Origin of the sequence: Natrinema salsiterrestre, assembly GCF_029502005.1 — an archaeon.
Lineage (GTDB): Archaea > Halobacteriota > Halobacteria > Halobacteriales > Natrialbaceae > Natrinema > Natrinema salsiterrestre.
Genome location: NZ_JAMQOT010000014.1, coordinates 1 through 23,264 on the forward strand (window position 1 = coordinate 1; position 23,264 = coordinate 23,264).

20 protein-coding genes and 1 pseudogene are annotated in these 23,264 nt (G+C 54.9%); 7 read left to right on the forward strand and 14 right to left on the reverse strand.

The annotated features are described in order from the left end of the window. A pseudogene (locus tag NDI89_RS22410) lies at nucleotides 1-68 on the reverse strand (IS6 family transposase); the annotation flags it as partial. Nucleotides 69-834: 766 nt separating this feature from the next. Between NDI89_RS22410 and NDI89_RS22415 the strand changes: the two are divergent. Next, nucleotides 835-1,437, forward strand: a complete 603-nt coding sequence (locus NDI89_RS22415; protein ID WP_277524886.1) for a tyrosine-type recombinase/integrase — start codon at nucleotides 835-837, stop codon at nucleotides 1,435-1,437. A 134-nt stretch (nucleotides 1,438-1,571) separates the two neighbouring features. On the opposite strand, the gene NDI89_RS22420 is transcribed toward NDI89_RS22415, so the two are convergent. Beyond that, nucleotides 1,572-2,609, reverse strand: a complete 1,038-nt coding sequence (locus NDI89_RS22420; RefSeq protein WP_277524887.1) for a Kiwa anti-phage protein KwaB-like domain-containing protein — start codon at nucleotides 2,607-2,609, stop codon at nucleotides 1,572-1,574. 2 nt (nucleotides 2,610-2,611) lie between these two features. Next, entirely contained in the window at nucleotides 2,612-3,169 is a 558-nt protein-coding gene (locus tag NDI89_RS22425; protein ID WP_277524889.1) for a hypothetical protein, read from the reverse strand. Between the two features lie 170 nt (nucleotides 3,170-3,339). Here NDI89_RS22425 and NDI89_RS22430 point away from each other — a divergent pair, with 170 nt between their 5' ends. Together NDI89_RS22430 and NDI89_RS22435 are read left to right on the forward strand one after the other, a co-directional pair. Then, nucleotides 3,340-3,687 (forward strand): hypothetical protein, encoded by a 348-nt coding sequence (locus NDI89_RS22430; protein WP_277524892.1) that lies wholly within the window; start codon nucleotides 3,340-3,342, stop codon nucleotides 3,685-3,687. 235 nt (nucleotides 3,688-3,922) lie between these two features. Next, on the forward strand, nucleotides 3,923-4,471 hold the full coding sequence (locus tag NDI89_RS22435; RefSeq protein WP_277524895.1) for a TATA-box-binding protein: 549 nt from the start codon (nucleotides 3,923-3,925) through the stop codon (nucleotides 4,469-4,471). Nucleotides 4,472-4,518: 47 nt separating this feature from the next. On the opposite strand, the gene NDI89_RS22440 is transcribed toward NDI89_RS22435, so the two are convergent. From NDI89_RS22440 to NDI89_RS22480, 9 genes are all read right to left on the reverse strand, one after another. After that, on the reverse strand, nucleotides 4,519-5,064 hold the full coding sequence (locus NDI89_RS22440) for a TATA-box-binding protein (RefSeq protein WP_277524897.1): 546 nt from the start codon (nucleotides 5,062-5,064) through the stop codon (nucleotides 4,519-4,521). Nucleotides 5,065-5,070: 6 nt separating this feature from the next. Beyond that, nucleotides 5,071-8,013, reverse strand: a complete 2,943-nt coding sequence (locus tag NDI89_RS22445) for an N-6 DNA methylase (RefSeq protein ID WP_277524899.1) — start codon at nucleotides 8,011-8,013, stop codon at nucleotides 5,071-5,073. A gap of 147 nt (nucleotides 8,014-8,160) precedes the next feature. After that, nucleotides 8,161-8,925 (reverse strand): helix-turn-helix domain-containing protein, encoded by a 765-nt coding sequence (locus NDI89_RS22450; RefSeq protein WP_277524901.1) that lies wholly within the window; start codon nucleotides 8,923-8,925, stop codon nucleotides 8,161-8,163. 347 nt (nucleotides 8,926-9,272) lie between these two features. Continuing rightward, nucleotides 9,273-10,838: a hypothetical protein gene (locus NDI89_RS22455; RefSeq protein ID WP_277524903.1), complete on the reverse strand. Its 1,566-nt coding sequence runs from the start codon at nucleotides 10,836-10,838 to the stop codon at nucleotides 9,273-9,275. After that, nucleotides 10,835-12,640: a 3'-5' exonuclease gene (locus NDI89_RS22460; protein WP_277524905.1), complete on the reverse strand. Its 1,806-nt coding sequence runs from the start codon at nucleotides 12,638-12,640 to the stop codon at nucleotides 10,835-10,837. Before NDI89_RS22460 ends, NDI89_RS22455 begins: the two co-directional genes overlap by 4 nt. Further along, entirely contained in the window at nucleotides 12,633-13,448 is an 816-nt protein-coding gene (locus NDI89_RS22465) for a hypothetical protein (RefSeq protein ID WP_277524907.1), read from the reverse strand. The genes NDI89_RS22460 and NDI89_RS22465 overlap by 8 nt, the downstream gene beginning before the upstream one ends. Before the next feature lie 263 nt (nucleotides 13,449-13,711). Further along, on the reverse strand, nucleotides 13,712-13,882 hold the full coding sequence (locus NDI89_RS22470) for a hypothetical protein (protein ID WP_277524909.1): 171 nt from the start codon (nucleotides 13,880-13,882) through the stop codon (nucleotides 13,712-13,714). 592 nt (nucleotides 13,883-14,474) lie between these two features. Further along, nucleotides 14,475-15,461 (reverse strand): tyrosine-type recombinase/integrase, encoded by a 987-nt coding sequence (locus NDI89_RS22475; RefSeq protein ID WP_277524910.1) that lies wholly within the window; start codon nucleotides 15,459-15,461, stop codon nucleotides 14,475-14,477. An 881-nt stretch (nucleotides 15,462-16,342) separates the two neighbouring features. Then, nucleotides 16,343-17,641, reverse strand: coding sequence for an LVIVD repeat-containing protein (locus tag NDI89_RS22480; RefSeq protein ID WP_277524911.1), 1,299 nt, complete (start codon nucleotides 17,639-17,641; stop codon nucleotides 16,343-16,345). A 1,366-nt stretch (nucleotides 17,642-19,007) separates the two neighbouring features. Here NDI89_RS22480 and NDI89_RS22485 point away from each other — a divergent pair. From NDI89_RS22485 to NDI89_RS22495, 3 genes are read left to right on the forward strand one after another with little or no spacing between them, the layout of a single operon-like run. Beyond that, on the forward strand, nucleotides 19,008-19,616 hold the full coding sequence (locus NDI89_RS22485) for an NAD(P)/FAD-dependent oxidoreductase (RefSeq protein ID WP_277524912.1): 609 nt from the start codon (nucleotides 19,008-19,010) through the stop codon (nucleotides 19,614-19,616). Between the two features lie 40 nt (nucleotides 19,617-19,656). Beyond that, the gene (locus NDI89_RS22490; protein ID WP_277524913.1) at nucleotides 19,657-20,280 is read left to right on the forward strand and encodes a VOC family protein; all 624 of its coding nucleotides are present in this window, start codon (nucleotides 19,657-19,659) and stop codon (nucleotides 20,278-20,280) included. Continuing rightward, entirely contained in the window at nucleotides 20,277-20,930 is a 654-nt protein-coding gene (locus tag NDI89_RS22495) for an alpha/beta hydrolase (protein WP_277524914.1), read from the forward strand. Before NDI89_RS22490 ends, NDI89_RS22495 begins: the two co-directional genes overlap by 4 nt. A gap of 19 nt (nucleotides 20,931-20,949) precedes the next feature. Here NDI89_RS22495 and NDI89_RS22500 read toward each other — a convergent pair whose 3' ends face one another. Further along, nucleotides 20,950-21,366, reverse strand: coding sequence for a universal stress protein (locus tag NDI89_RS22500; RefSeq protein ID WP_277524915.1), 417 nt, complete (start codon nucleotides 21,364-21,366; stop codon nucleotides 20,950-20,952). 97 nt (nucleotides 21,367-21,463) lie between these two features. Here NDI89_RS22500 and NDI89_RS22505 point away from each other — a divergent pair, with 97 nt between their 5' ends. Next, nucleotides 21,464-21,940 (forward strand): VOC family protein, encoded by a 477-nt coding sequence (locus NDI89_RS22505; RefSeq protein WP_277524916.1) that lies wholly within the window; start codon nucleotides 21,464-21,466, stop codon nucleotides 21,938-21,940. 151 nt (nucleotides 21,941-22,091) lie between these two features. Here the strand turns inward: NDI89_RS22505 and NDI89_RS22510 are convergent, their stop codons facing one another. Then, the gene (locus NDI89_RS22510) at nucleotides 22,092-23,183 is read right to left on the reverse strand and encodes an aminopeptidase (protein WP_277524917.1); all 1,092 of its coding nucleotides are present in this window, start codon (nucleotides 23,181-23,183) and stop codon (nucleotides 22,092-22,094) included. Between the last annotated feature and the right edge of the window lie 81 nt (nucleotides 23,184-23,264).

Here is a 23,264-nt window from a genome sequence, read left to right on the forward strand (position 1 = left end):
GTCCGCTCACGCTCCCAACATTCATCAAATTCCGCCGCGTAGCTCTCGCTGAGCAGGTCTGCGAGCATCATTCCAAACCAACTCTACGACCTGCTCACTTCTCAAACCGCGCTAACTAGACGGTGCCGAACGAAGAGTTGCACTTGCGAACCAGACTGATGAGTTACAGGCACATCTTCAGATGATGACGAGCAGCTAACGCTAGAAGAGATTAACTATGAACTCCATTGCTAAGTGGATCGTGTCCCTTCGGAGGAAGTTCCAGCGTCTTGAGGACGGAGGGGCAACAATAGACGATCCAGTGACACCGCAGCAAGATACACAACGGTCGTCGTTGTTTCGCTGCCCAGACTGTGAAACGGTTTACATCGCTATTGACAAAGGCATCTGTTCAACCTGCGAGACGACTGTCAATCGAGTCCCAGCGCTGGCTGAAACAGAATAGCTCTGTACTGGACGTTACATCTACTACCTGTACTTATTGTTTCCCGAGGTCACCAGAGCAAGGTATGCGAACAGTTCTATAACACCCTCCTATTACGACAAAGCCGGGAACTACGACAAAGCTGCTATCATCGATACGGCGTTCGAAGAGGGGTATATTGATCTCCGTGTAGCAGAAATTTTCTAAGGTAGTGATTTGGTAGTGTCTTGCTTCGGTGCATTCTCTGTATTATGCGTTATACAGAATGGATTGTCGGACAATAGCCTATTCTCCGCCACACCTCGAGCTACATAACCCACTTCTCCTCCTGTACGGGGTAAATTACCTCTACATACTGGTCGACCAAAATCCTATGTGTCGGCAATACCATTATATATCGGATCTCGACAATGCAATTAGAACCTTACCCCGAAAAGTCGGGGTATCGAGTCTGGCTCAGCGGCCGAAATGAGGACACCATCATTGAATACTACGACGAAGAGCCAACAGAACAGCTTGCTATCCGTGCTGGTCTGCACGGCCTCCGTGCCGATGAGATTCCATGGGTGCGCACCGAAGGTATCCGTCGCCTCGACACCGAACAGAAGGCGTACAAGCTGCGCGTGCGCGACGGGAAGACCGGCTGGCGAGAGGTGCCTGTCTCGCGGGACTTCGTGAAACAGATACGAATGATGAAGAACGCGAAGGGGCTGACTCAAGAAGACCCGGTCATCGACGTAAGCAAGCGGACCGTGCAACGATGCGCAGAGAGAGCAGGTGACACACTAGCTGAACAGGACGGCCATACGGACGACTGGCAGCATCTCACCTTCCACGATCTGCGCCGAACGTGGGCAACACGAATATATTACAGTCTTGACGCCCACTACGCGGAATCGATCATCATGCGGTGGGGTGGATGGACTGATCAGGACACGTTTAGGACCAGTTATCTGGGTCGCGAGTCTGACACCATGGCGGCTGAGATGATGGGGGATGCAAATATCCTGTAGTCACGGTGGGCTACTACATTGAATCAAGCGCGGACACTGTGCCTGCTGCGTTTGAGGACGCATTGCCTTGAGCCTATAGCAGAAGTTGGCAATACAGTCTCATTATCCAACTTCGAACGAAGACGATGAAGATCCTACTCTCGAGTCTCCTTCAGTCCCTTTATGATAAATCTCTCTTCATCATCGACATCAGAAATGAAATCCATACCCGAGATAGCAAGATCGTCGTCAAGGAGACTCAGTACATCTCCAATTTTCCGGAAGTCGTCGAGTTTTATTTCCCATTGATCGTCGTCAGCATCGCCATCAACATAAACGTCTAAGTTCCAGTCAGAAACCAACTCTTCAACAATATCTCGAGTCAGGTTCTCGTATTTCCCGCGTTTTCTAATCCGACGCATTTGTCTCAGTGCGTTATCGCTATTGAGGATCGTTTCTTTGAATTTTGGATAATCAGCGATATTTATGTTAGAATCCCTCAAATCAGAGAACACCTCGTTTGCGTCATTTTCGTACTCTGTGAAATAGTCGAATATTCTTTCAAAATTCCCGGGGTTGATGACAAAAAAGGTATCATCGTAGTGTATGGCGTCAAATTTATCTGGAAGTGCCACAGGATTCTCCTTCAGTTTATTATATTCTTGATCGCCAAATGTCGTGACCTTCACTCGATAATTGCTCCCGACAATCTGCCGATTAGTGAATTTACGGAAGGCAACGAGGTCTGGACTGAAGTTATTCTTAATTCTGAATGCTTGAAAAGCAACGTTGCTCGTTGACGTGAAATCAGTCACGTCATTGATTGTGATGTGGTCTATGAAATCTTTGACAAGGTCCGTTCGGGGGATCTCATTATCATCAAGATATTGAATGGGAACGGGAGTGTGGTTGTGGTTATCTACGTTATAGGGCCGGACTTGCCTCATTCCGTCGTCATCGCTCTCCTCGTCAGCACCAATCTCCGTGAGGAGGCTTTGTAGCTGTTCCGTGAGGGTTATATTTAGCTCCGTTAGAATGTTAGAATGAAATTCAACTTTTTCTGCCTTATAGTTTAGCTCGTCCTCAGCAGTTGTTCGACCTAATAAGAAATCACGGTAGTACTCATCAGGATCGCAATTAGCAGTCTCTTTTGCCTCGTTAAGAAGAATTTTCGCCTCCTCTACAGAAGTCATTACTAGACTGCGATGTAGACGCCATAACTTAATTTTACTGCTGAGACTTCGGCCGGTCTATCGTCAATACGGCCATTCACCAAAAGCGTCATTTCCTCATCTTCTGTGCTCACATCATAGATGTTGTATCCTGCCAGCGCGAGAATGGGGTTTACATATAGATGGTTTGAACGAACTTGGATGATACCGATCACAGCGAAGAAGATTATGAATGCTATCCAATTCACTACCTGTGATAGGTCAAGAACTACAAACGGGAAAATGTAGACCAGAATGTAGCTTGTCACAGCCTCATTCCGGTTGGTTGCATCAATAACATTCTTTGGCTCTGGCTCTTTGGATTTCCTTACATTTAATACAAGCCCTAGTGCTGTCAAAGATACCATAGATAATACTAACCAAAAGACAGTAAGAATTGGCACTTCTGCTCCACCAACGAACGGGATATTCGATGGTGTTGAGGCTTGAACACCGATATGTTTGTAGGATAGAATCAGGTATAATGGGATAAACGAGCTAAGGAATATCCCCCATTTGAAGAGTGACCTGATTCTCGCCATTCGCTCTATCCTTTCATCTGGGTGGGTAAAACCCTTGTCCGGTGACGAAAGGAATGTACTGGCGATTTACACGGGAGTGTTTCATACGTAACACCTGTAATAGAAAATTGTGCATTTTAGAACCAGACACCTAACCACTATATCTGGAGGAGGTCCTGATTTAGTTAGCTATGGAGACAGAAATTGCATTAGCGTTACTCCAGATCATTGGCCTGATTCTCCCAGTGACGCTGTTGACTGCTCGGTTTTTGCTTAACCAGTCGAATTCGCAAAACCTCTCTCTACAGGGAGATCGCGTATTTACATCTGGTCGTAAAATAGCAATATGGCTTCTCGGTTCAATTGCCTTCTTGGTGATTGCAGCACTGCTTGCATTGGGCCAGTTACTTAGCACGATCTGGGGGACGAGCTATGCTAGTGCTGCAGTGATTGCTACAATGGTTGCGTTTCTTTCCTTTCTTCTCCCTATCTACTGGCTTAGAGACGAGTTTGAGATTCCTGTCGCAGGTAATTCTTAGATGTGATTGAACAGACTTGATCATACATGCCCTGTACGCGGGTGATTTGATCTTGTGTCGCTCACCTTCGGGCATACTTCCTACGCAATCCTCGTTCGCCTGTTTCGTTCCCCTGTGTGGATGCGATTCTCCAACTTACACTGTTCCCCGGGATCAATTCTCTCCCGTTCCGTACAACTCATCAGTCTGAACGCAACCGATTGGACTTATACGCTCCATCCCTTATTCTGAAGCAGTGGTTGAGACGACAGTTGTGAACGTAATCGGGACAATTACATATCAGCAAGAAATTGCGCTGGGTGCTCTAGCAGATACACTCTCACAGCGTAATGAGATCACTAGTGTCACTTATGAACCCGCGGAGAACCACTGGTTACAGACCCGGTTTGCGCCCGATAATACGTATGTCGCTTTTTACAGAAGTGGTCGATGTTCTATTGTAGGCTCTAATTCGGTCGACCACATTTATGAGATAGCGGACTGTGTCAACACGGTGATTCGGGATATCCTTGATTTCAATTACGAACCGAAGGTGGAAATTAGCAATATCGTCGCTACTGCGGATATTGGATCTTCAATTCACTTGGAAACTCTCGCACTCGAACTTGGAATGAATCACGTTGAATATGAGCCAGAACAGTTTCCTGCACTCATGTACCGTGGCGAGAATTATACTGCGCTAATTTTCGCGAGTGGGAAAGTTCTCTGTACAGGATTAACAAAAATGGAAGAGACAACTAAAGCAGTTGAGGATCTAGCTTCCAGACTGAAAGGAGTCAAGTGATTCCATCCGTCACATAGTGAATGGCTACGTCAACTTAGCTACTTTTGCTAATCTGTAACTTCACTTAGTTTTTCTTGGAGGTTATCGAACGCCCTAAATGCGGTTTTCTCATCGGGAGATCCGGGGACCACTACTCGCCCCGACGCAAACAGGAGAAACACAGATGGTAACTCAGTCGGCCGATACACCAATCCAGAAAATTGTTCAGGCTCATACTCTGTCTGCTCCAGCCCTAGTTCCAGCGCTAACCGCGTTAGATCCAGTTTCAGATTTAGATCCCCAACCAATACCACATTTTTCACTTCAAATTCAGGGTCTATACCTTCGATACCGAGGCGGTTCAATGCCTCTACCAGCCATTCATACACCCCTTCAACTTCCGTAATTGACGTTGCGCCGCTAATATGATAGCTCCCCGATTCATACACGGTTACGAGTGGTCCCCCCTCTTGTTCTCGCAGATAGACTGTCGGGGTCTGGTACCCGTCAGTATTGTAATTTACTTCTGCGGCATCGATATCATCTCCGACAGCCGAGATATCCAATTGACGCCCTAGTGATCCGGCAGCAACTACATTTACGACTTCTGGCATTCAGAGTCACATAAATTGCGACAGATCGGTATCACTCTCATTCCCTTCCGAGCCAATGGTGAACGTATGCGTGCCGTATTCCTCGAGCGTATCCACTTGTTCAACGAGGACCTCAGACGACATCCCCTTCTCGTTCCGTCGATTCGTCACAGCTTCAGTTAGTTCTTGAAACTCATCGACAGGAACATCGATCTGTGCAGCCTCTAAGACCGCTTCATCTAATCGAGTTTGTGCACCTTCTTCATCAGCTTCGAACGCTCGGTATGCGTCCGCAATCTCTGCTCGCATATCCTCACTCAATTCACGCACATCAAGCGCTGGGACGCTCATCACTTCATATTTCATAATCTCCAGCATCCCACGCCCCTCATTTCGACCCCACGTCTCAACAACGGCTTGATACACTGTCGAATTCAAGTATCCGAGCAGCGCCCATTTATCTACTTCTGACTTCACGTTCAGACAGTATAGCCGATCATTCGCTACCATTCCATCGTTCCGACTGGCGAATACGCGATACTTGAATCCTTTCGGATGTATAATGTCGGGGCGATCAATCTCACCGAGATCAAACCAGACAGACCGACTCGCACACGTCCGCCGCTCATTGATTCCTTGGGCTTCCCCTTCCCGGATGTAGTCGAGAACAGGGCGATGGCCGTCACTCTCCAGTGAATCCTTTACTCGCTGCTCAACGTCGGATTGCTCGAGACCCCCTTTGGAACGGACCTTCTCGACGTAGTCGTGCATATCCAGCACGTACAACTCCGTCGTATCCTCGGTGAGCGGATCTCCCTTCTCCATCTGCTTGATCCACTTTACCATCGGCGTAACGAATTGGGAGTCGATCCCACGCTCGTCGATCTCCTCTTTGTCGATGTAGAAGAACTTGTTTGCTCCACTCGTCAGCCCACGCTCTGCATTAGATAACAATTCCTCCAAGTTCACCATCGTCGGGTTCTCGAGTAGTTTGATGAACGTCTGGGGCGCGGTTAGGTAGTGACGGATCTTCTTCGTATCTCGATCCATGATCTCTCCCTGTTGCACCGCAACTGTACGGTACGTCTCCCGATTCCGAACGAGCATCTCTGCCTCGTGAGAGAGATCAATCGGATATTCAACGGTGTCAAGGATATCCTCCACCTCCATACTGTCCTTGATCTGGATGAACTCCGCCACGTTCTCCCGACGCTCCTCCTCATCACTACATTTCTCAAGCAAGATGAGGGCGCTGTCAACAAACGCATCCTCGAACGCACGCGCGCTGAATCCGACGACAGCCTCGAGCTTGTATTGATCGTAGACAAACCCTTGGAAGTCCTCCCCGTACCCAGTCATCATCCACTTCGTCGGAATGATGAATGCTAATCGACCTCCCTCATCAAGGAAATTCGTACCATGTGTAACAAAGTATACATAGGCATCAGACCGCTTGCTAAGCCGCATATCCCCATTGTAGAACGGCGATGCTCTCCCATCCCCAAATCGCTTCAGGTGGTTGCGGAAATGCTCCTTGTTCGGATACAGACTTCCCTGATCAATATACGGCGGATTACCGATCACAGCATCGAACGTACCTAACACATCCTGCTCCTCGTCATCAATCCGAGACGATTCGAGGTACTGCGTCTCAGGATCGATATTGAAGAAACTGTCGTGGAAGAGGTGTAGGCGATCTGTCTTCTCCGAAATGTTCTGACTCGCAAGATTCAACGCTGTCAGATGTAGCGGGAATCTATTGATGTCGACGGCCACGAGACGGTCTACAATCTCCTGATGCGATGCATTCGGTGCCAGATGGTTGAGCCGCTTGTAAGCCTCAACAGTAAACGTCCCACTCCCTGATGCAGGATCTAAGACACGAGGTTGCTCCTCACCGTTCTCCTGAATCGCCCATTCAGAGATCGTCTGCGCGATCTTTGGATGCGTATAGAACTGACCGAGCGCCTTCCGCTCCTCAATCGGGATGAGTTCCTCGTAAATCTCCCCAAGGAGGTCCTCATCCAACTCCACAATCGATTCTGCCTCGATGTTACTGATAAAGTCCTGTAGATTCCGCAACGTCTTCTTATTCTGCGGAAAGCCCGCAAAGAGACTAGCCCCACTATCGAAAATCGGTTCGTAGTCGATCTCCTCTACAATCGTCTCGAACTGGTTCTGAAGGTGACGCTCAAGATTCGAGAGCGTCGTATGCTCGTGCAGCGAATTCAACTCGAACCCGCTTTCCGTCTCAATCTCCCGAACCGTGTCACCCACCTCTGGATCATACTTTGCCTTCGTCTTCTCACGAACAACCTCGTAGAACAGCACCTTGTTCGTCAGCAGATACGCGAACTGCTTTCCAGCTACCTCAAACTGCTCATCATCATCAAGGCTCCCGTAGTCGTTCTCCTGCACCCACGTCTCAAACTCCTGCGTGAAGCGCTCGTTCCGTCCATACTTTTTCTCCGCGAGTGCAGCATAGGACGGCCAGATAGAAGAATGGAAACTGCGAAGAATACCAACAAGACGGTCACGCTCAGACTGGTCCGGTAACGAAGCCTCCTCATGGACGTGCTCAACTACTCCCAGTAATTGCGGGATCGCTTCAGAGATATCTGCTTCACGTAGATTGAAATAATAGAAATCTACGTCAGCCATCTCGATCTCGCCCTGATCGTGGAATAAGAAAAAGTCGTTTGAATTGCATGTAGCATAGAATTCGGCACCCAAATCGTCGGCGTACCCACGCGCTTGCTTGACCACGTCCTTCTCGCGAGGGTAGATATCGTCTCGCTTGACCTCGATGACGATCTCCCCGTTCAGCGCACTAGGAATGTAGATATCTGCGAATCCTGATTCCGTCGATTTCTCGGTTACTGGCTCATCAAACAGCGTGTCGTTCTCATCGATGTGGTCCAGTAGACGAGTGTAGAGCAAACCATGGAAAGCCGCCTCCTTCTTCGGCATACGCGGGAAGTCTCACCCTTCCATCAAAACAGTACCGACCTAACCCCTACGTGTAGGTACGATTATCGAGACCAAGCCCGTTCCCCGGGACGGTCGGTCTACCGATCCGTATAATGCGTTATACAAAATCAGAGAGACCGAGCCCGATCACCGAGGCCACCAACCCGATCCCCCAGAATCCTCATCTACACGTATGTCCTCAATCTCGCTCTCAACCTCATCTACCCGCTCCTGAACAGCGAAGAACGAGTTGCGAGCTTTGTTCATCTCCTCTGCAACCCCATCTATGCCCTCACTGTTCTCCTGTGTCTGTTTGTGGACGTGGATGATGTTTTCCCCAAGTGTCTCAAGATCCTCGCTCAACGCGTCCACACGCGCGTCCAGACGACTGTCACGAGCATCGATGTCTCGCTGTACCTGTGTGGATCGGAAGTCAACAAAATCGACCATGTCCTCGTGGGAGACCCCGCCTGCACCCTTGCTGCGGATCTCGTCCAGTTTCTCCTCTATTTTTTCGTTCTCTTGCTTCACCTGATACAGTTTCTTTCGATAGTTTTGAACGCTGTTTTTCGCGCTCTCCGACTCGCGCTGAGCCTCGAGCACCCGTTCGGAAACTTCGTCAAGCGTCGTCGGACGTTCCAACTCATCGCGCTTATCCTCAACCCACATCGTGCCGGACGTGGTGAGAGAATAATACGGGCCATCCCCTATTCGGTCACCCTGCTCCTTTTGCACGAAGTCCGCGGGGATTAGGTGTTTGTTCAATCGTGTGTGTGTCTTCCCACGGTTCACCCCAAACTCCCTCGCGAGTTCCGCGTTTGACAAAGGCTGATCTTGATCGGCGAGTGCGATCAGGATTTTCTGGCTGAGCGAGTCAACACGATTTTCTCCAAAGTTGTATACTTTATTCATTATATTAAATTTATATATCTCTCCCGTTAAAGTGTAATGGTCATGTAACGCAACCGACACCCATTATAACGGGTCCCTTGTCTATTGACAGACAGGACCCTCTGAAAAAGAAGAGAGATCCCCCTCGATCTCGAGCGAGGGAGAACCCCACTGGAAACGAAGGGGTGCCCACAGGAGAGCAGAGAAGAAGAGTCTCGAGAAGAAGGATCTTCTCGGTTGATGCCCGGGGGCTCGAGCAAAGCGAAACCAAAACACAAACTCCACTCGAGTAGAGTGCAGAGGAAAGAGAAGAAGGGAAGGGGACCCAGCCCACGGGAGGTCGGACGCCACAGCGCCCCCCTACGGGCTCACATAATGCCTGCGTGGGTCAGGTCGCTTGAGGACGTGTCGTCGTACATCGCCCGCACGAAGTCGTATAATCCCTTCTCGATGTCGTCGCCATCGTTCAGATTCTCGGATTTGGCGACCCCGACAAGAGCTTGTTTGGGTGGCTTCCAATCAGATTTGAACGCATCGTAGTTATCACGGGCGTCCATGCAAAGCTTCGCAAACTCGATGTCCGACAGTTGCTTCAGCGATTCCTTTCCAGAGTCCTCGCAACTGATGTAACCTTCACAGACGGCGACGAGATGGAGTGCGTTGCCTCCAGAGCCATGCCCATTGTGATAACAACGCCACATCTGGCCGTCACCTGTGACTGCGATATTGTTCTTCCTCGAATTGGCACCGTGTTCGGGATGGCCACCACGATACTCAGTGCCGACTTTGTGCGAATCGATAATCATCTGCGAGCAGTCCGCACTATAGTACTTCGACCGCTTACCCGACGATCCAGAAAAGTCGCTAGACTCAGACTTCCGCGCGTGTTCTTGCGCGTATTCGTCGGCTGTCTTCTCCCACTCGTGATACTCGTCGAGGATCTCCTCGACAACTTCATCCGCGCGTGCAACGTCGTTCGGCAACTTTCCGATAAAGTCGCCGGTCATCGCCGCGAAGCGGCTAACCTGATAAATCTCGACTTCAGGCTCGTCATCAAGGGCGTCAATCCCGTCGGAGTTGAGCGGCTCGTCCAGTTTGGTCATCGGGAGGGGGTCCTCCACAACAACGAACGTGTGAAGCCCGGTGCCCGATGTGGAGACCTCGGTGACGCTGTTCAGGCGTTCGAGCCACTCGATGACCTCGGGAAGGATCTCGTCAGACTCTGGGTTGCGCACGTCATCCCAATCAATGAACAGCAGAACCTTGTCGTCATCGTCGATGCTCTCTTTGGCGGCAGGGAGCAGGTAGGCGGGCGACGCTTTGCGGCCCTCGACCTTCTGCTGACACGCGGAGCAGTCGTCTCCGTCGCAGTCGCAGTCGATGTCTGGCGTATCGAGATTATCCCATAACCCGTCGTCAGTATTGAGACGGTCGGCCCAAGTGCACGCGACTTCGAAGGCACGTTCAGGTCGCTCGTCTGCATCAAGGTCAGAGTTCCATAGCGCCTTTTTGAGCCCCCGATGCGTCCACGGTGCACGTGGAGCCTTGAGTCCGCTCAGCGCGACGAGCCACTCGCTGCGAGAGGTCATATACGCGGGCCACGGTTGGTCGTCGGCGACTGTCAACACCTTAGGGAGGTCGGTCGTGCCCGTCTCGATGGGTTCCGTACGGGCGGGCTCATCATCATCATCAGCGTCGAGCGTAGCCCTATCGAGGTTAAACGTATAGCGCGCATCGTCCCCGTCGCCATGTTGCTCGAGGACGCCATCCATAACCGCTCGTTCGACTGTGCTGCGGTGGCCGAACGTTCCCCCGGCATCTGAAGCGACATCAGCGAGGGCGTTCTCGATGTCCGCAAAACGCGCGTTGAACGGGTCGTCCGCGTTTTGCCAAATGTGCTGCTTGACGGCGTCCCAGTCGATTTCGAACGTCATTCTGTCATCACACCCGCTGCAGGGAGATACTCGTCCATGAAGGGGAATGCACCTCGCACAACGACCGTCTGCTCTTTCGCGCGTGTCAGTGCGACATACCACACGCGGTCCTCATTGATCGACATCTTGAGATTGGATCGAGTTTCGCTTGCGATGCGGTTGGTGATCCCATCGTAGACAAATACCCGGTCTGCCTCCGCGCCTTTGCTGGCATGGATCGTGCGCAGGATCGGTGTATTTTCGAGCCCGTGGTCTTCTTTGCCGATTTCGACGCCGACAGTGGGTTCATCATTGTAGCTTAGTGCGTTCGTGATGACATCCCGGGGGAGTGCATCCTCACCCTGTCGCTCGGCTAACATTGTAACTGAAACTGGCCCGTTTGTGTAGTGGGACCAGAACGTGTCGTTAACGAGGGGATTGAGTTTGCTGATATGAACAGTATGCCCATCTCGAGACCACTCAGTAGCCATTGCTTTCACGACAGACCGATCATAGTCGAGCGTCTCGGAGCGTGCGTAGTTGAGAAGTTGCACTGCCTCTTTCCCGTTGAGCTTGAGATCGTCGTCTGGTGTAGCCCCTTCGAGACGCTTGAGTACGTTGTACAGGTGGCGACGGCGGTCATAGTACTGCCAGCATCCAACTGTATTCTTTTGCGCACGGAATATGATCCCTGTGCGCTTGAGCCCGCTCGCGATTGCTTCCTGCTCAAATCGCGCACGTGTTAGATACATTAATGTTTCATCTTCCCCGACGTACTCCTCGTAGAGCATGTCAGGGGTGCCATACTGCCCTATGGGCGAGGACCATTCGCTAGTTGCGTCGTTGTGTCTGAATCGTGGCGCGTTTACAATCTCGATAGCGTCCTCGTTGTCTTCACAGTCGAACGTGGGGTTATGTGGCGTATGGTATCCATGCAGGACATTTGCCGCCGCATCCCACAGGGATGGGGGAACGCGGTGTGTTGTGTCGAGTTGAATTTCTGGGAGGTCGACCTTGTTGTAGTGTTCTGGGCTCGCACCATCGTGGAGATTCACAACCTGCTGCGGGTCCCCAAGGATGATCGCGATCTCGGCGGAGTCGATCCACATCTGTCCGAGTTCGTGGAGTAATGGGTAAACATCGTGATACTCGTCGAAGACGAGGACGGGTACACCGGGTGTGATGTTGTGCTCAATTGCACGTTCGATGTACTCGAAGTAGTTGAAGAGTTTATTCGACTCTTTGTACCCGTCCCACGCCCGTTCGAACTCAACGAGATCAGGATGGCTGGGCCAGCTTCGTCGCAGATCCTCGATCATCGGACACTGCTCTGCATTGATCATCTCAAGCTGGTTGTGCTTGAGCCATTTGTAGACACTAAACAGCAGTGCAGCCCGATCTTCGTTACTATTCGAGTTCACGACATAGGGGACGCGGTACTCGGACTGCATGAAATCATTATAGTCCTGCCAGTTAGGAGTTTCACGCCCATCGAAGTGGTCACTCTGCAACCGCCGACATGCAGCATGGACTGTAGCGACCAGTTCAGTATCGCCAGATTTGGGGTGCTGTGCTTCCTCATCGTCGATGATATCCCACTCTGTCTCTGCCATCCGATCAATTAGATCCTCTGCAAGGGCGCGACGATATGTGATCCAACACAGTTCACGTGGGAGTTCGTAGTCGTGATCGGCGTCGAGTACTTGCACTCTGCACAGGCCTTGCGACGATTTGCCCGTCCCGGGTGGCCCATTGATCTTCACACTTTCATCAACTGGCACTTCGTCGCGACCAACGATGGGGAACCGTGGGATATCAGTCATCGGAGTCCCCTCCGTCGAAATCGGCAAAGTCGCGGTCAAGCTGCCAGAACCGCATTTGTGTGCTTGCAGCGTCCTTGACCTCGGACTGTCGCGGCCCGCGTTGGTTGCGGTTGTCCATTTCACGGGCGAGGTCCTGCATGTCGATCTCGTAATCAGTGACAATGAACTGGATTATTTTGTTCGGAATCCACACGTAATCCGCGTCTTCATCTGGCAGGTATATCTGCCGGGATGTAGCCGCGTCGTCGATCTCGCTCATCACTTCTCGGCGATTGAGGTCTGCCTGCAGGTCCTCAATTGCGAGGGTTCGTTCGCCAGTTTCTTCGCGTTCTACCTTGTTCTCGCGAATAAACAGGCGCACGTAGAGATACCATGCGAGGTCACATGCATCGGAGGTCTCGCGGGCGACGACATACTCCGATACGTCGTGGATTTCGTCTGCGAAGTGATTGAGAGCGTTGTGCTGTCGTACCGTCTCCACGCGTTCTCCCGTATCTAGGACCCATGTATAACGTGCGTCTGCGCTCGCATCAGTAGGCACATGTTTGATGACTTTTTCAACGTGGTCATCAAGGAACACGTCTAGTGGGATCACAGTGGGTGACTCGTCGCCCCCGGAATCTTCGTCACCGACATCACTCTCGAGATCGGCGAGAGTGTCCGCGAACGTTTCCTCGAGAGTGGACTTTTTCACTGTCGCGTTCCCAGCGTAACTCTTGAGTAGCGCGTCGATTGTCGTGCGCTCTGTGTTCCCTGCATGGAAACACTCAGCGAGCGCGACTGCGAAGTTATTCGCGAGGCGGCCCATCTCTGCTGGGTTATTGTCAGTGTCCTCTAACTTCGCATTGTATTCTTGCCAAATACTTTTAGCATCGGTACTTCCATTCTCGTTGGGTGTCGTTGAACTCATGGTTTTGTATTGATATATGTTGTGTTCGTGACACCCGTGGTATCCCTTGAATCAGTAAATATTAGGAGTCAGACATCCAAAAGACACCTGACCCCGTTGCGCAGACCACGGGTGTTCCAAACCTTTCACCGCGACTGGCTCCAACAGTCGCGGGAAACTATTCACTCGACTCGGAGACGCACCTCCAGCGATCCGTCCTCGAGTTCGACGAGGTCGTAGACGATTTCTTCAGGCTCGCCCATCTCACGCCAGTGATCTGCCGCGAGCCGCATCTGTCCTCGATCTCCGACTGTCTTTCTCGTCCGTTCAATCAGGCCATCTTTCCCGACCATGCAACAATTATCCGAATATGTTGCCATAAGTGTTGTGACCGAAGGATTCCAAACCAACCTATTTGAATCTATAGGATAATTGCTTTAGGATGTGGAATTTAGTAGACCTCAGATACAGTAGTTGGGGCAAAATCCACTCTATCAATTCATCTCGAGTGGTAGCTACCACGAAGGTGTGCTTTTCTCCTTTGAAGTATAACCCAAGTACATAAAATTCTCGTCTATTACGGGGTATTGTGGGGGTGGTTCTCTCTGTGTCCTTCAGAAAGACAGAGTACTCCCCCCTGAAACCCCGTTACAACAAGCGCACGCGTAGTGATTGAAGGATATAAATAAGTGTCGGGAGTAGGACAATTGACTGGTGTAGTAATGTGGTAATGTATCGGCGTTCGCCCCAGCGCCATTATTCTCTTCCTCCGATGGTTTTCGTATGTCAATTGATAAACGGAAGGAGAGGCTCATTGAGAGATATTATGTGTCTTGCGATGACGATCCCGGGTTCTTTAGATGCAAGCGATGTGGGAGGAAAGTGTATTTCGGAGAGTCGCGGCAGGATGATCTCCTGCGGCACGAGGCCGAGCGTCATTGACGCTCAGATATTGTCTAAGTGGTCGCGTCGTTGTTCCATTTTCTCGCGCTCAGTCCTGCGGTCGTAATGTTGGTCCAGCACGTCGGTACTGACGTTTGCGCGGTCACTGACAACTGTTTCTGGCATCTCGTTCCTGAGGAAGTGCGTGATGCTGCCGCGTCGGAAGGCGTGTGCGGCGACAGATGACGGGCATTCGTAGCTGTAGTTGTCGTTGCATGCGGCTTTGCACTCGTCTGTATCGCGATTATGGGGGCACTCGTCGCTATGCCAGCATGGTCTGGTCAGCCTGTAACACCAGCCCCTGACTGTGTTACGGGAAATTCGCCCCGCTTTGGTTGTCAATAGTGGGTCTCGTCCGTGTTCATCGGTGACTTCGCACCGTTTTTCAGTGATGTATTCGTCGAGTACCCGGCATGTCTCGTCACTGAGCGCGATCATGCGCTCTCCTTCATTTTGATTCTTAAGCGTGGTTCCGCGCTCGGGCCTATGCTCAACGGTCAGGTATTGTTCGCCAGAGTTGTAGTCGTCGAGATCGAGACTGCGGACGGCCCCAGTTCTCATTGAGGTCCGCCACAGAAGTAGGATAAGCGCGTGAGAACGTGACGCGAATTCATAGCGATCTAATCGCTCGAGAATTGCATGTGCAACATCTGCTGTTACTTCGTCGTCGCGCACGTTTTCCTTGCCTCGAAGTGTGGGACTGTCTGCAACGTCGACTAGGCCTTCATCGACTACGTCGAGACGGGTCATATATCTCAGAAATCCTCGAAATGTATCGATGTGGGACTTCAGTGTGGGCTTCGCTAGTCCCTGTTTGCGGAGGTGTTGCTTGAACTCGTGCACATCTTGTTTTGTGAGTTCAGATATGCTTCGCTCTCCCCACCAGTCTTCAAATTTCGCGAGTCGGTACTGGTAGGATTGTACTGTTGTATGCGCACAGTCGGCTTCTCGGTGGTCGAGGTAGATCGTGGTGGCTTGGTCTGGCATCATGGTTGATGGCCGAAATCCCCACCAGAGGTGTGAGCCCGTCGTGGTGCCCGAGTTATAGCCCGTAGCTCAGGCCTGTCTATGCCCGACTTCTTTCCCTGCGGTGCGGTCATCTCCGACGGTCGTGGGTGCGCTGAACGGAGTGAAGCGCATCAGACTGAGGTTCTCGAAACTTTGTTTCGAGGTTCTCAGGCATGGTTCAAATCCCATCGCGCCCGTGATTCTGCGACGAACGGACGGAAGGGACCGTCGATGTTGGGAACCTCTATCGTATCTGGGTAGGAGAGTAGCGTATTGCGTCATCGTACTCGAGCGATCGAATTTTGATCAAGAGGATCGTTACGATATTGTGAAAATCAGGATTGAATATCAACGGAGATTGTACACTCAACATGATACTGAACTTTAGCAACACTTTTTGAGCTAGGTGTATTATTTGTCACCGTAGGCTCCCACGTATCGCCAGCAAGCCTACACCCGATAAAATAGTGAGACGCAGGCCGTCGGAGCGGCCAGCGCAATCAATCACGTGGTTCATCCGACTCGACGGCGATCGCGACCGCGACGAAGATCCATCCCACTGGATTCCCCTGTCCGATCAGGGCGATGCCGCCAGTCGCGAACGCCGCTTTGACTTTTGGAGTGATCAATTCTCACCCCAGTGGCATCTCTTATTTTGTGACGCAATTCATCCGTGCGTCAGTGGTCAACGACCACACAAATTACGTGTCGGCGCGGGTACTACAATCTGTCGAGAGTGTATTTAAAAGAACGAATGAAAAAGCGCGAAGCCACACGGTGTCGGACTCCTCCCACGGCTTTAGCCGTGGGCTTCTTCTTTGTATTTCTGTGAATACCGCGAGTAGCTCGTCGCTCCTCGAGACTCAGTCGTCGGAAGAGAGGACGGCGACGCCGCCCTCGTGGGCGTCGGAGCCTGCGCCGTAGATCCCTCCGAGGGTGTAGTCGTCACTCGCGACCGCGGTCCAGAATGACTGGCCGTCGGGATTGTAGACGCCCACTTCTTTCGGACTGGCCGGATCAGTGATGTCGTAGCGACGGACGCCGCCGTTGTACCAGGACGCGTGGAGGGAGTCGTCGGTGACGTCGAAGTTGTGGGCGGTTCGCAGTCCCTCGGCGTCCGGCGGGGAGATGTAGCCGACCCGTTCGACGTGCTGTTTGCCGTCGTCGTCGAGGTCCTTCGTTCTGAAGATTCGGATGCCGCCGAACGCTTCGGTCGGGGGGTTCTCTTGCACCTGGCCGGGGAACTTCTCGTCGCCGACGTACACGTACTCGCCGTCGGGCGACGGCTGTACGTAATGCGTGTTGCCCTCGCCGGCGGAGTATCGGTCGGAGGGGAACTCCGCGTCGAAGAACTCCGAGCGGCTCTCCTCGCGGGGCCGCCAGGGTCTGAGTTCCTCGTCGCCGTCGGGTGCCGCACCGAACTGGGTGAGGAAGTCCGGATCGGTCGGCTCGTCGACGTCGAGGACGACGACGCCGGCGTCCCAGAACGCGTTGTAGAGGAGTCCGTCTTGTTCGTAGAGGTCGTGGTTCGGGTTGATCCCGGCGTTCGCGTAGTCGGGGAGCGCCTCGTGGAGATACCACGTCGCAGCGCGCTCCGGACGCCTCGGGTCTTCGACGTCGACGATTTCGACGCCGGCGTTCCCGAAGATTCGGACGCCGACGCCCGCGTCGTCCTGGATCATCCGGTCTCCACTTATTGTCATGTAGACCGTCTCGTCGGAGAGGTAGACGTTGTGGACGCCCACCGCGTCGAGGTTGTGATAGAACGCCAGCTCCTCGGGATCCGACGGGTCGCTCACGTCCACCGTCGTGATTCCCGTCCCGTCGTCGTGGGCCATGATCGCCAGATCGTCGTCGACTTTGACGTCCAGCACGCCACCGGTGGCGCCCCTGTCGTCACCGCCGATCGCCTCCGGATCGGACGCCTCGATGTCCGCGACGACCTCCGGGTTAGTCGGTTCCTCCCAGTCGACGATCGCCATCCCGCGGCCGGTCGCCACGTACGCGTACTCGTCGTCGGCGACGACTTCCATCGCGTTTTCGACGCCGGCCGCTGCGACCAGCGTCAAGGCATGGTCGTCACCTGATCGATCGCTGCCCGAACCGCTCGCACTGCCGACGGCGCCGGTTGCGAGGCCGGTCGCAGCGAGTCCTTTGACCACGGTTCGTCGTGTCGGATTCGGGTTTCGTATCATAGATGTCACTGTTGGAACGTCGTCTACGGATACGTTCACGTGCCCGACGAGTCGGCCGACGAACTGCTGCAAAGCGATCCCCAGCAGGTCGAAACGGAGCGAACCGATCGGGAAAGCGGCCGTCCGAACGACAGTTCGGCACGGTACCCCGGTAGCACCGGTATCGCCACCGAGCGTTTCCCGGTCGGTCTCTCGTTCCGTTGCATGCGAACAGTATCCGTTCTCGATCTATCCACATTCAAATATTAGTATATATAGACTAATGACGGTAATACCTCCAGATACGATCGGGAATTGTCTCGTTCTCGAGAATCGCCCTCTCGGTCGAAGCGCTCCGCAGTGGTCCTGAAACGCCCCTTTAGACTGATTGCGGGTAACGTACGGATGGCGACGTCCGTCAGGCGATCGCGTCATCACGAGTAGCGTGACCGACCCGTGGTCAGCGGTCAGCAGCAACCGCACCGGGTTCTCGACCGAACGGTTTCCGCTGAAGAAATACGATATTTATCTATGGAAATCACCATAACGACTTGCTGATTGAGGGTGGCGATAGAACGACAGATCGATGGAAGATTAGCCGTTCGCAGGCGGTGCTCCACGAGCCTTATCAGCGCGTTTTGCCCGGACTGAACCCGAAAAACGGAGACGTACGGGTTTTCGGCCGGATCTGAGAGTTCGCGTAACGATCGATAGGAAGGATCCACTACAATTATTCGGGTGATTCGACGGCCGTCACGCTCGAGTCGTTCGGTAACAGCGTCGCATCGATGGGGATCCGTTTCTGTCCGACCGACTCGTAAACGAGTCGAACGTGGCTCTGAACGAATCGGCAGTCCAGAAATTGTTGAATATTCGAACAATTCCGGTACACTAATGTCGGCCACTAACGTTAAATAGGACGTCGGCAGGCCGTCCGACGGCATCACAGGGGATACGGGGGAGGCACCGATCGTCGTCACACGACAGTCTCTATCCCTGCTGCCGACACGTGTACACCCTTTCGATACCCGACAGCAGTAGCCGCCGGTGTTTGCGCTCGACCGAATCGCCCGAGTGACTATCCCCCGTTCGGGTCTCCGTCCCGAGCAGGGGGTCTCGATCGCACGCCGGCAGCTCGCTCTGTCGAATCCACTTCGGCTACGACGCCCACGGAACGCTCCCTTCGGGGAGCGGGTGGCCGAACGACCTCTACTGGCGTATCGGCCCGCTCACGGTTCACATCGTCCGTTTGGGGCACGGTGCGATGCTCTCCGGAGCCACTAACATTGATGTTACGTGGTGGCTCCGGGGTTGCTACCGTATTGATACCCCTGTGGTAACACTATGTAACTACATGAGCGACGAGACGACTGCGGACGATGCGACAGTGATCGTTGTCGGCGGCGGCCCCGCCGGACTGAGTGCGGCCCTCTTTACCGCGAAGAACGGCCTCGAGACGACCGTCTTCGATACGGACGGGACGTGGATGCACAAGGCCCATCTGTTCAACTACCTCGGGATCGGTTCGGTCGGCGGCAGCGAGTTCATGGCGACGGCCCGGCAGCAGGTCGACGACTTCGGCGTCGATCGCCGCCAGGGCGAGGAAGTGACCGCCGTCAGCGAGAACGGCGATGGCTTCACGGTCGAAAGCGAGGACGGAAGTTACGAGGCCGACTTCGTCGTCCTCGCGACGGGCGCGAACCGCGACCTCGCCGAGGAGCTCGGCGTCGCGTTCGCCGAGGACGAGACCGTCGACGTCGGCGTCGAGATGGAGACCAGCGTCGAGGGCGTCTACGCGACCGGTGCGATGGTCCGCCCGGAGGAGTGGCAGGCCGCGATCGCCGTCGGCGACGGTGCCGCCGCGGGACTTAACATCCTGTCGAACGTGCGTGGGGAACACTACCACGACTTCGACGTTCCCGCGGACGCCGAGCGCGTCTTCGGCGAACTGATCTCCGAGTAACGCGCCGCCCGAATCCACCGACCACAGTTCATCCACGACAATGTCTAACGAAACACAGAATCCAGTCACGCCGGAACTGCCCGACAGTCCCGTCCACACGACGGGGACCGACCACATCACCATCTGGGGAAGCAACGAGGCCGACACGATCGAGTTCTACCGGGACCTCCTCGGCATGCCGCTGGTCCTTCGCCAGCCGAACCTCGACGACCCCTCGCAGACCCACCTGTTCTTCGATACGGGCGACGGTCGCATCCTGACCTTCTTCGTCAGCGATGACCGCCCGTCGAACCAGCGCGGTCAGCGCGGCGGGACCGGTGCCGTCCACCACCTCTGTTTCAGCGTCGACCCCGACGACTACGAGGACACGATGCGGGCGCTCGAGGACGCCGGCCACCAGTACAACGTCTTCGATCGGGGCATCTTCCACTCGATCTACACGACGGACAACAACGGCCTCGTCATCGAGCTCTCGACGGACAAGTACGAAGTGCCCGACGACCGCCGCGGCGAGGTGCTGGCGAAAGCGCAGGAGCTCCGCGAGGAAGACGGCGCCGAGTACGCCAAGGACGAGCACCTCCGCGGTGCGATCGAGGCGCTGGGCCTCGAGCTCGTCGAGCACGACCTGCCCGAGGCCAGCACCGGCGTCGGTGGTGTCGAATGAGCGCGGACGACCGCGTCGACGGCCCCCATCAGGACCAGCAACTCGTCACCGGTGGAACGGATCTCGCGGACGCCGAGGCCGCCCTCGTGCTCACCCACGGCCGCGGGGCGACCGCTCGCGGGATGCTCCAGATGGCCGCCGAGTTCCAGCAGGAGGGCGTCGCCTTCCTCGCGCCGCAGGCGGCCCGCCAGACCTGGTACCCGAACTCGTTTCTCGAACCCGTCGAACGCAACGAGCCCGGCCGAACGTCGGGTCTGCAGGCGATCAGTGACGCGATCAGCGAGGCCAACGACGCCGGGATTCCGACCGAGCAAATCATGCTGATCGGTTTCTCGCAGGGTGCCTGTCTCGCCAGCGAGTACCTCGCGCGCAACCCGCGGCGCTACGGTGGCCTCGCGGCCTTCAGCGGCGGTCTCATCGGCGAGGAACTGGACGACGGGTATCCCGGCGATCTCGAGGGAACGCCGATCTTCCTCGGCTGTAGCGACGTCGACCCGCACATTCCGGAAGAGCGTGTCCACGACACCGCAGACGTCTTCGAGTCCATGAACGCCGACGTCACGAAGCGACTCTACGAGGGGATGGGCCACGGCGTCAACGAGGACGAGATGGAGTACGTTTCCGGGATGGTCGCCGAGTTGGTGGACTGACCGCGACCCGGTCTCCGGTTCAACGCATCACCGTGACCGGGACGGGCGAGCGACGGACGATCGTTTCGGCGACACTGCCGAGCAGGATACGCGAGAGCCCCGACCGGCCGTGGCTCCCGATGATGACGTGGTCGATGTCGTTGTCCTCCGCGAAGCGAACGACTTCGCGTGCGGGCTTCCCGACCGCGGTTTCGGTCCGAAAGTCGCGATCGGGATCGCTGATGATCGCCGCGATCTCCTCGGGCAGTTCCGTCGAGACCTCCTCCTCGCGGTCCCGAAGCCACTCCTGTGCGGCCATGATCCCGGCTCCCGTCGAGCCGTCCGCGGCCTCGATGACGCGCAGCAGCACGATCTCTTCGTCGGGATACGTCGTGAACGCGTGTTCGACCGCCTTCTGTGCGGGTTCCGAGCCGTCGTACGCGACGAGGATTGCCATATCCGTAACTCGTTTGTCGGGAATATAAACATGGATAGCGATCGGGTGGCCGGCTCCGCCCTCTACATATAACTGGGTAGCGGGTGATCCGAAGACGATGGCCGCAACCGGTTTCAACCACGTCACGGTGTACGGTGACGACGTCACCGAACTCGTGGCGTTCTATACGCGAGTGTTCGACCTCGAGCGAGTACAGGCACCCAACCTCGGCGTCCCGGCCGCGTGGCTACGCTGCGGTGACGGTCAGTTGCATATCGTCCGTCGCGACACCGATGCCCCGCGATACCACCACTTCGCGCTGACGGTAGACGACTTCGAAGCGGTGTATCGGCTCGCCCGAGCGGACGACCTGTTCGACGAGCACCTCGCTCCGGACGGCGAACTCCCGATATTCGAACTCCCCGACGGGAGCGTTCAGATGTACCTTCGAGATCCGGCCGGCAATCTGGTCGAGGTCGATTGGCCCACTGCCGCGACGCTCGACGACGCCGTCACGGACCGGATCGTCGACCGGAGCGACGACCATCCCCAGTCCGACGCCCAGGCCAAGGCGGAGCTGTTCGTGGATTCGTAGCGAACTTTTTCCGCTCGGGGTCCTGCGGACCCCCTCGCGCAAAACTTCGATGAAAAAGCCGCGACGAACGGAGTGAGTCGCGGGCGCTACTCCTCGAAGCCGTCTCCACGGCTCGCAGTGCTCGCCGTTCCGAATCGAGGTCTTCGCGGGCTCAGACCTCGCCTTCCTCGAACCGGAACGTACCGTCCCGCTGCACCACTTCCCCGTCGACTTCGATGAACGAGTCCTCGCTCATGTCGACGATCATGTCGACGTGGACCGCTGAGTCGTTGGCCTCGTTGCCCTCGCCGACGGTGTCGTCGTAGGCCCGGCCGACGGCCATGTGGACCGTATCGCCCATCTTCTCGTCGAAGAGCATGTTGTACGTGAACCGGTCGATATCGCGGTTCATCCCGATGCCGAGTTCGCCGAGTCGGCGCGCGCCGTCGTCCGTGTTGAGCACTTCGGTCAGGACGTCCTCGTTTTTCGCCGCCGAATGCTGGACGACCTCGCCGCCCTCGAACTCGAGATACACGTCCGTGATCTCCCGGCCCTGATGGTACAGCGGCATGTCGAACAGCACCTCGCCCTCGACGCTGTCGGGCTGGGGGGCGGTGAAGACTTCTCCCCCCGGCAAATTGTGCTCGCCGTGGTCGTTGATCGTCGGGTTGCCGTCGACGGACATCGTCACGTCGGTCGTGTCGCCGCTGACGATCCGGATCTCCTCGGCGGGATCCATGATCTCGACCATGTGTTCTTGATGCTCGCGCTGTTCGTCCCAGTCCTTGTTGACGGCGTCCCAGACGAAGTTCTCGTACCCTTCCGTGCTCATCTCGGCGAGCTGGGCGTTGGCCGGTGCGGGATACTGGGTGAGACACCAGCGCTTGGAGAGCCGTTCCTCGAGGATCGGCCGCTGGGCCTGCTGGTAGGCCGCGCTGGTTTCGGGATCGACGTCGCTGGTCTGGGTGGCGTTGTCCGTTGCGCGGATGGCGATGTAGACGTCCGTGTTCTGGATCAGCGCGAGCTCGTGTTCGGGCGTGTCGAACTCCGCGTCCGAGGAACGCAGATACGCCCGCTGTTGGCGCTTTCCGGTTCGCTGGCTCGTCGCGACCGGGTTCGCTCCCATATCGCCGATCACTTCGTGGAGGGCGACGACCAGGTCCTCGGCGACCGGATGGGCGTCGACGACGACGTTGTCGCCTGCCTCGAGGTCGACCGAGTGGGTGGCGATGATCTCAGCGTGTTCGCGGATTCGCGGGTCCATACCTCGGTATTGGCGGGGGGAGGAAAAAACGGTTCGTGATCTGGAACGTGCGGAGTGAGGGGCGACCGAATTCTCGTCGGT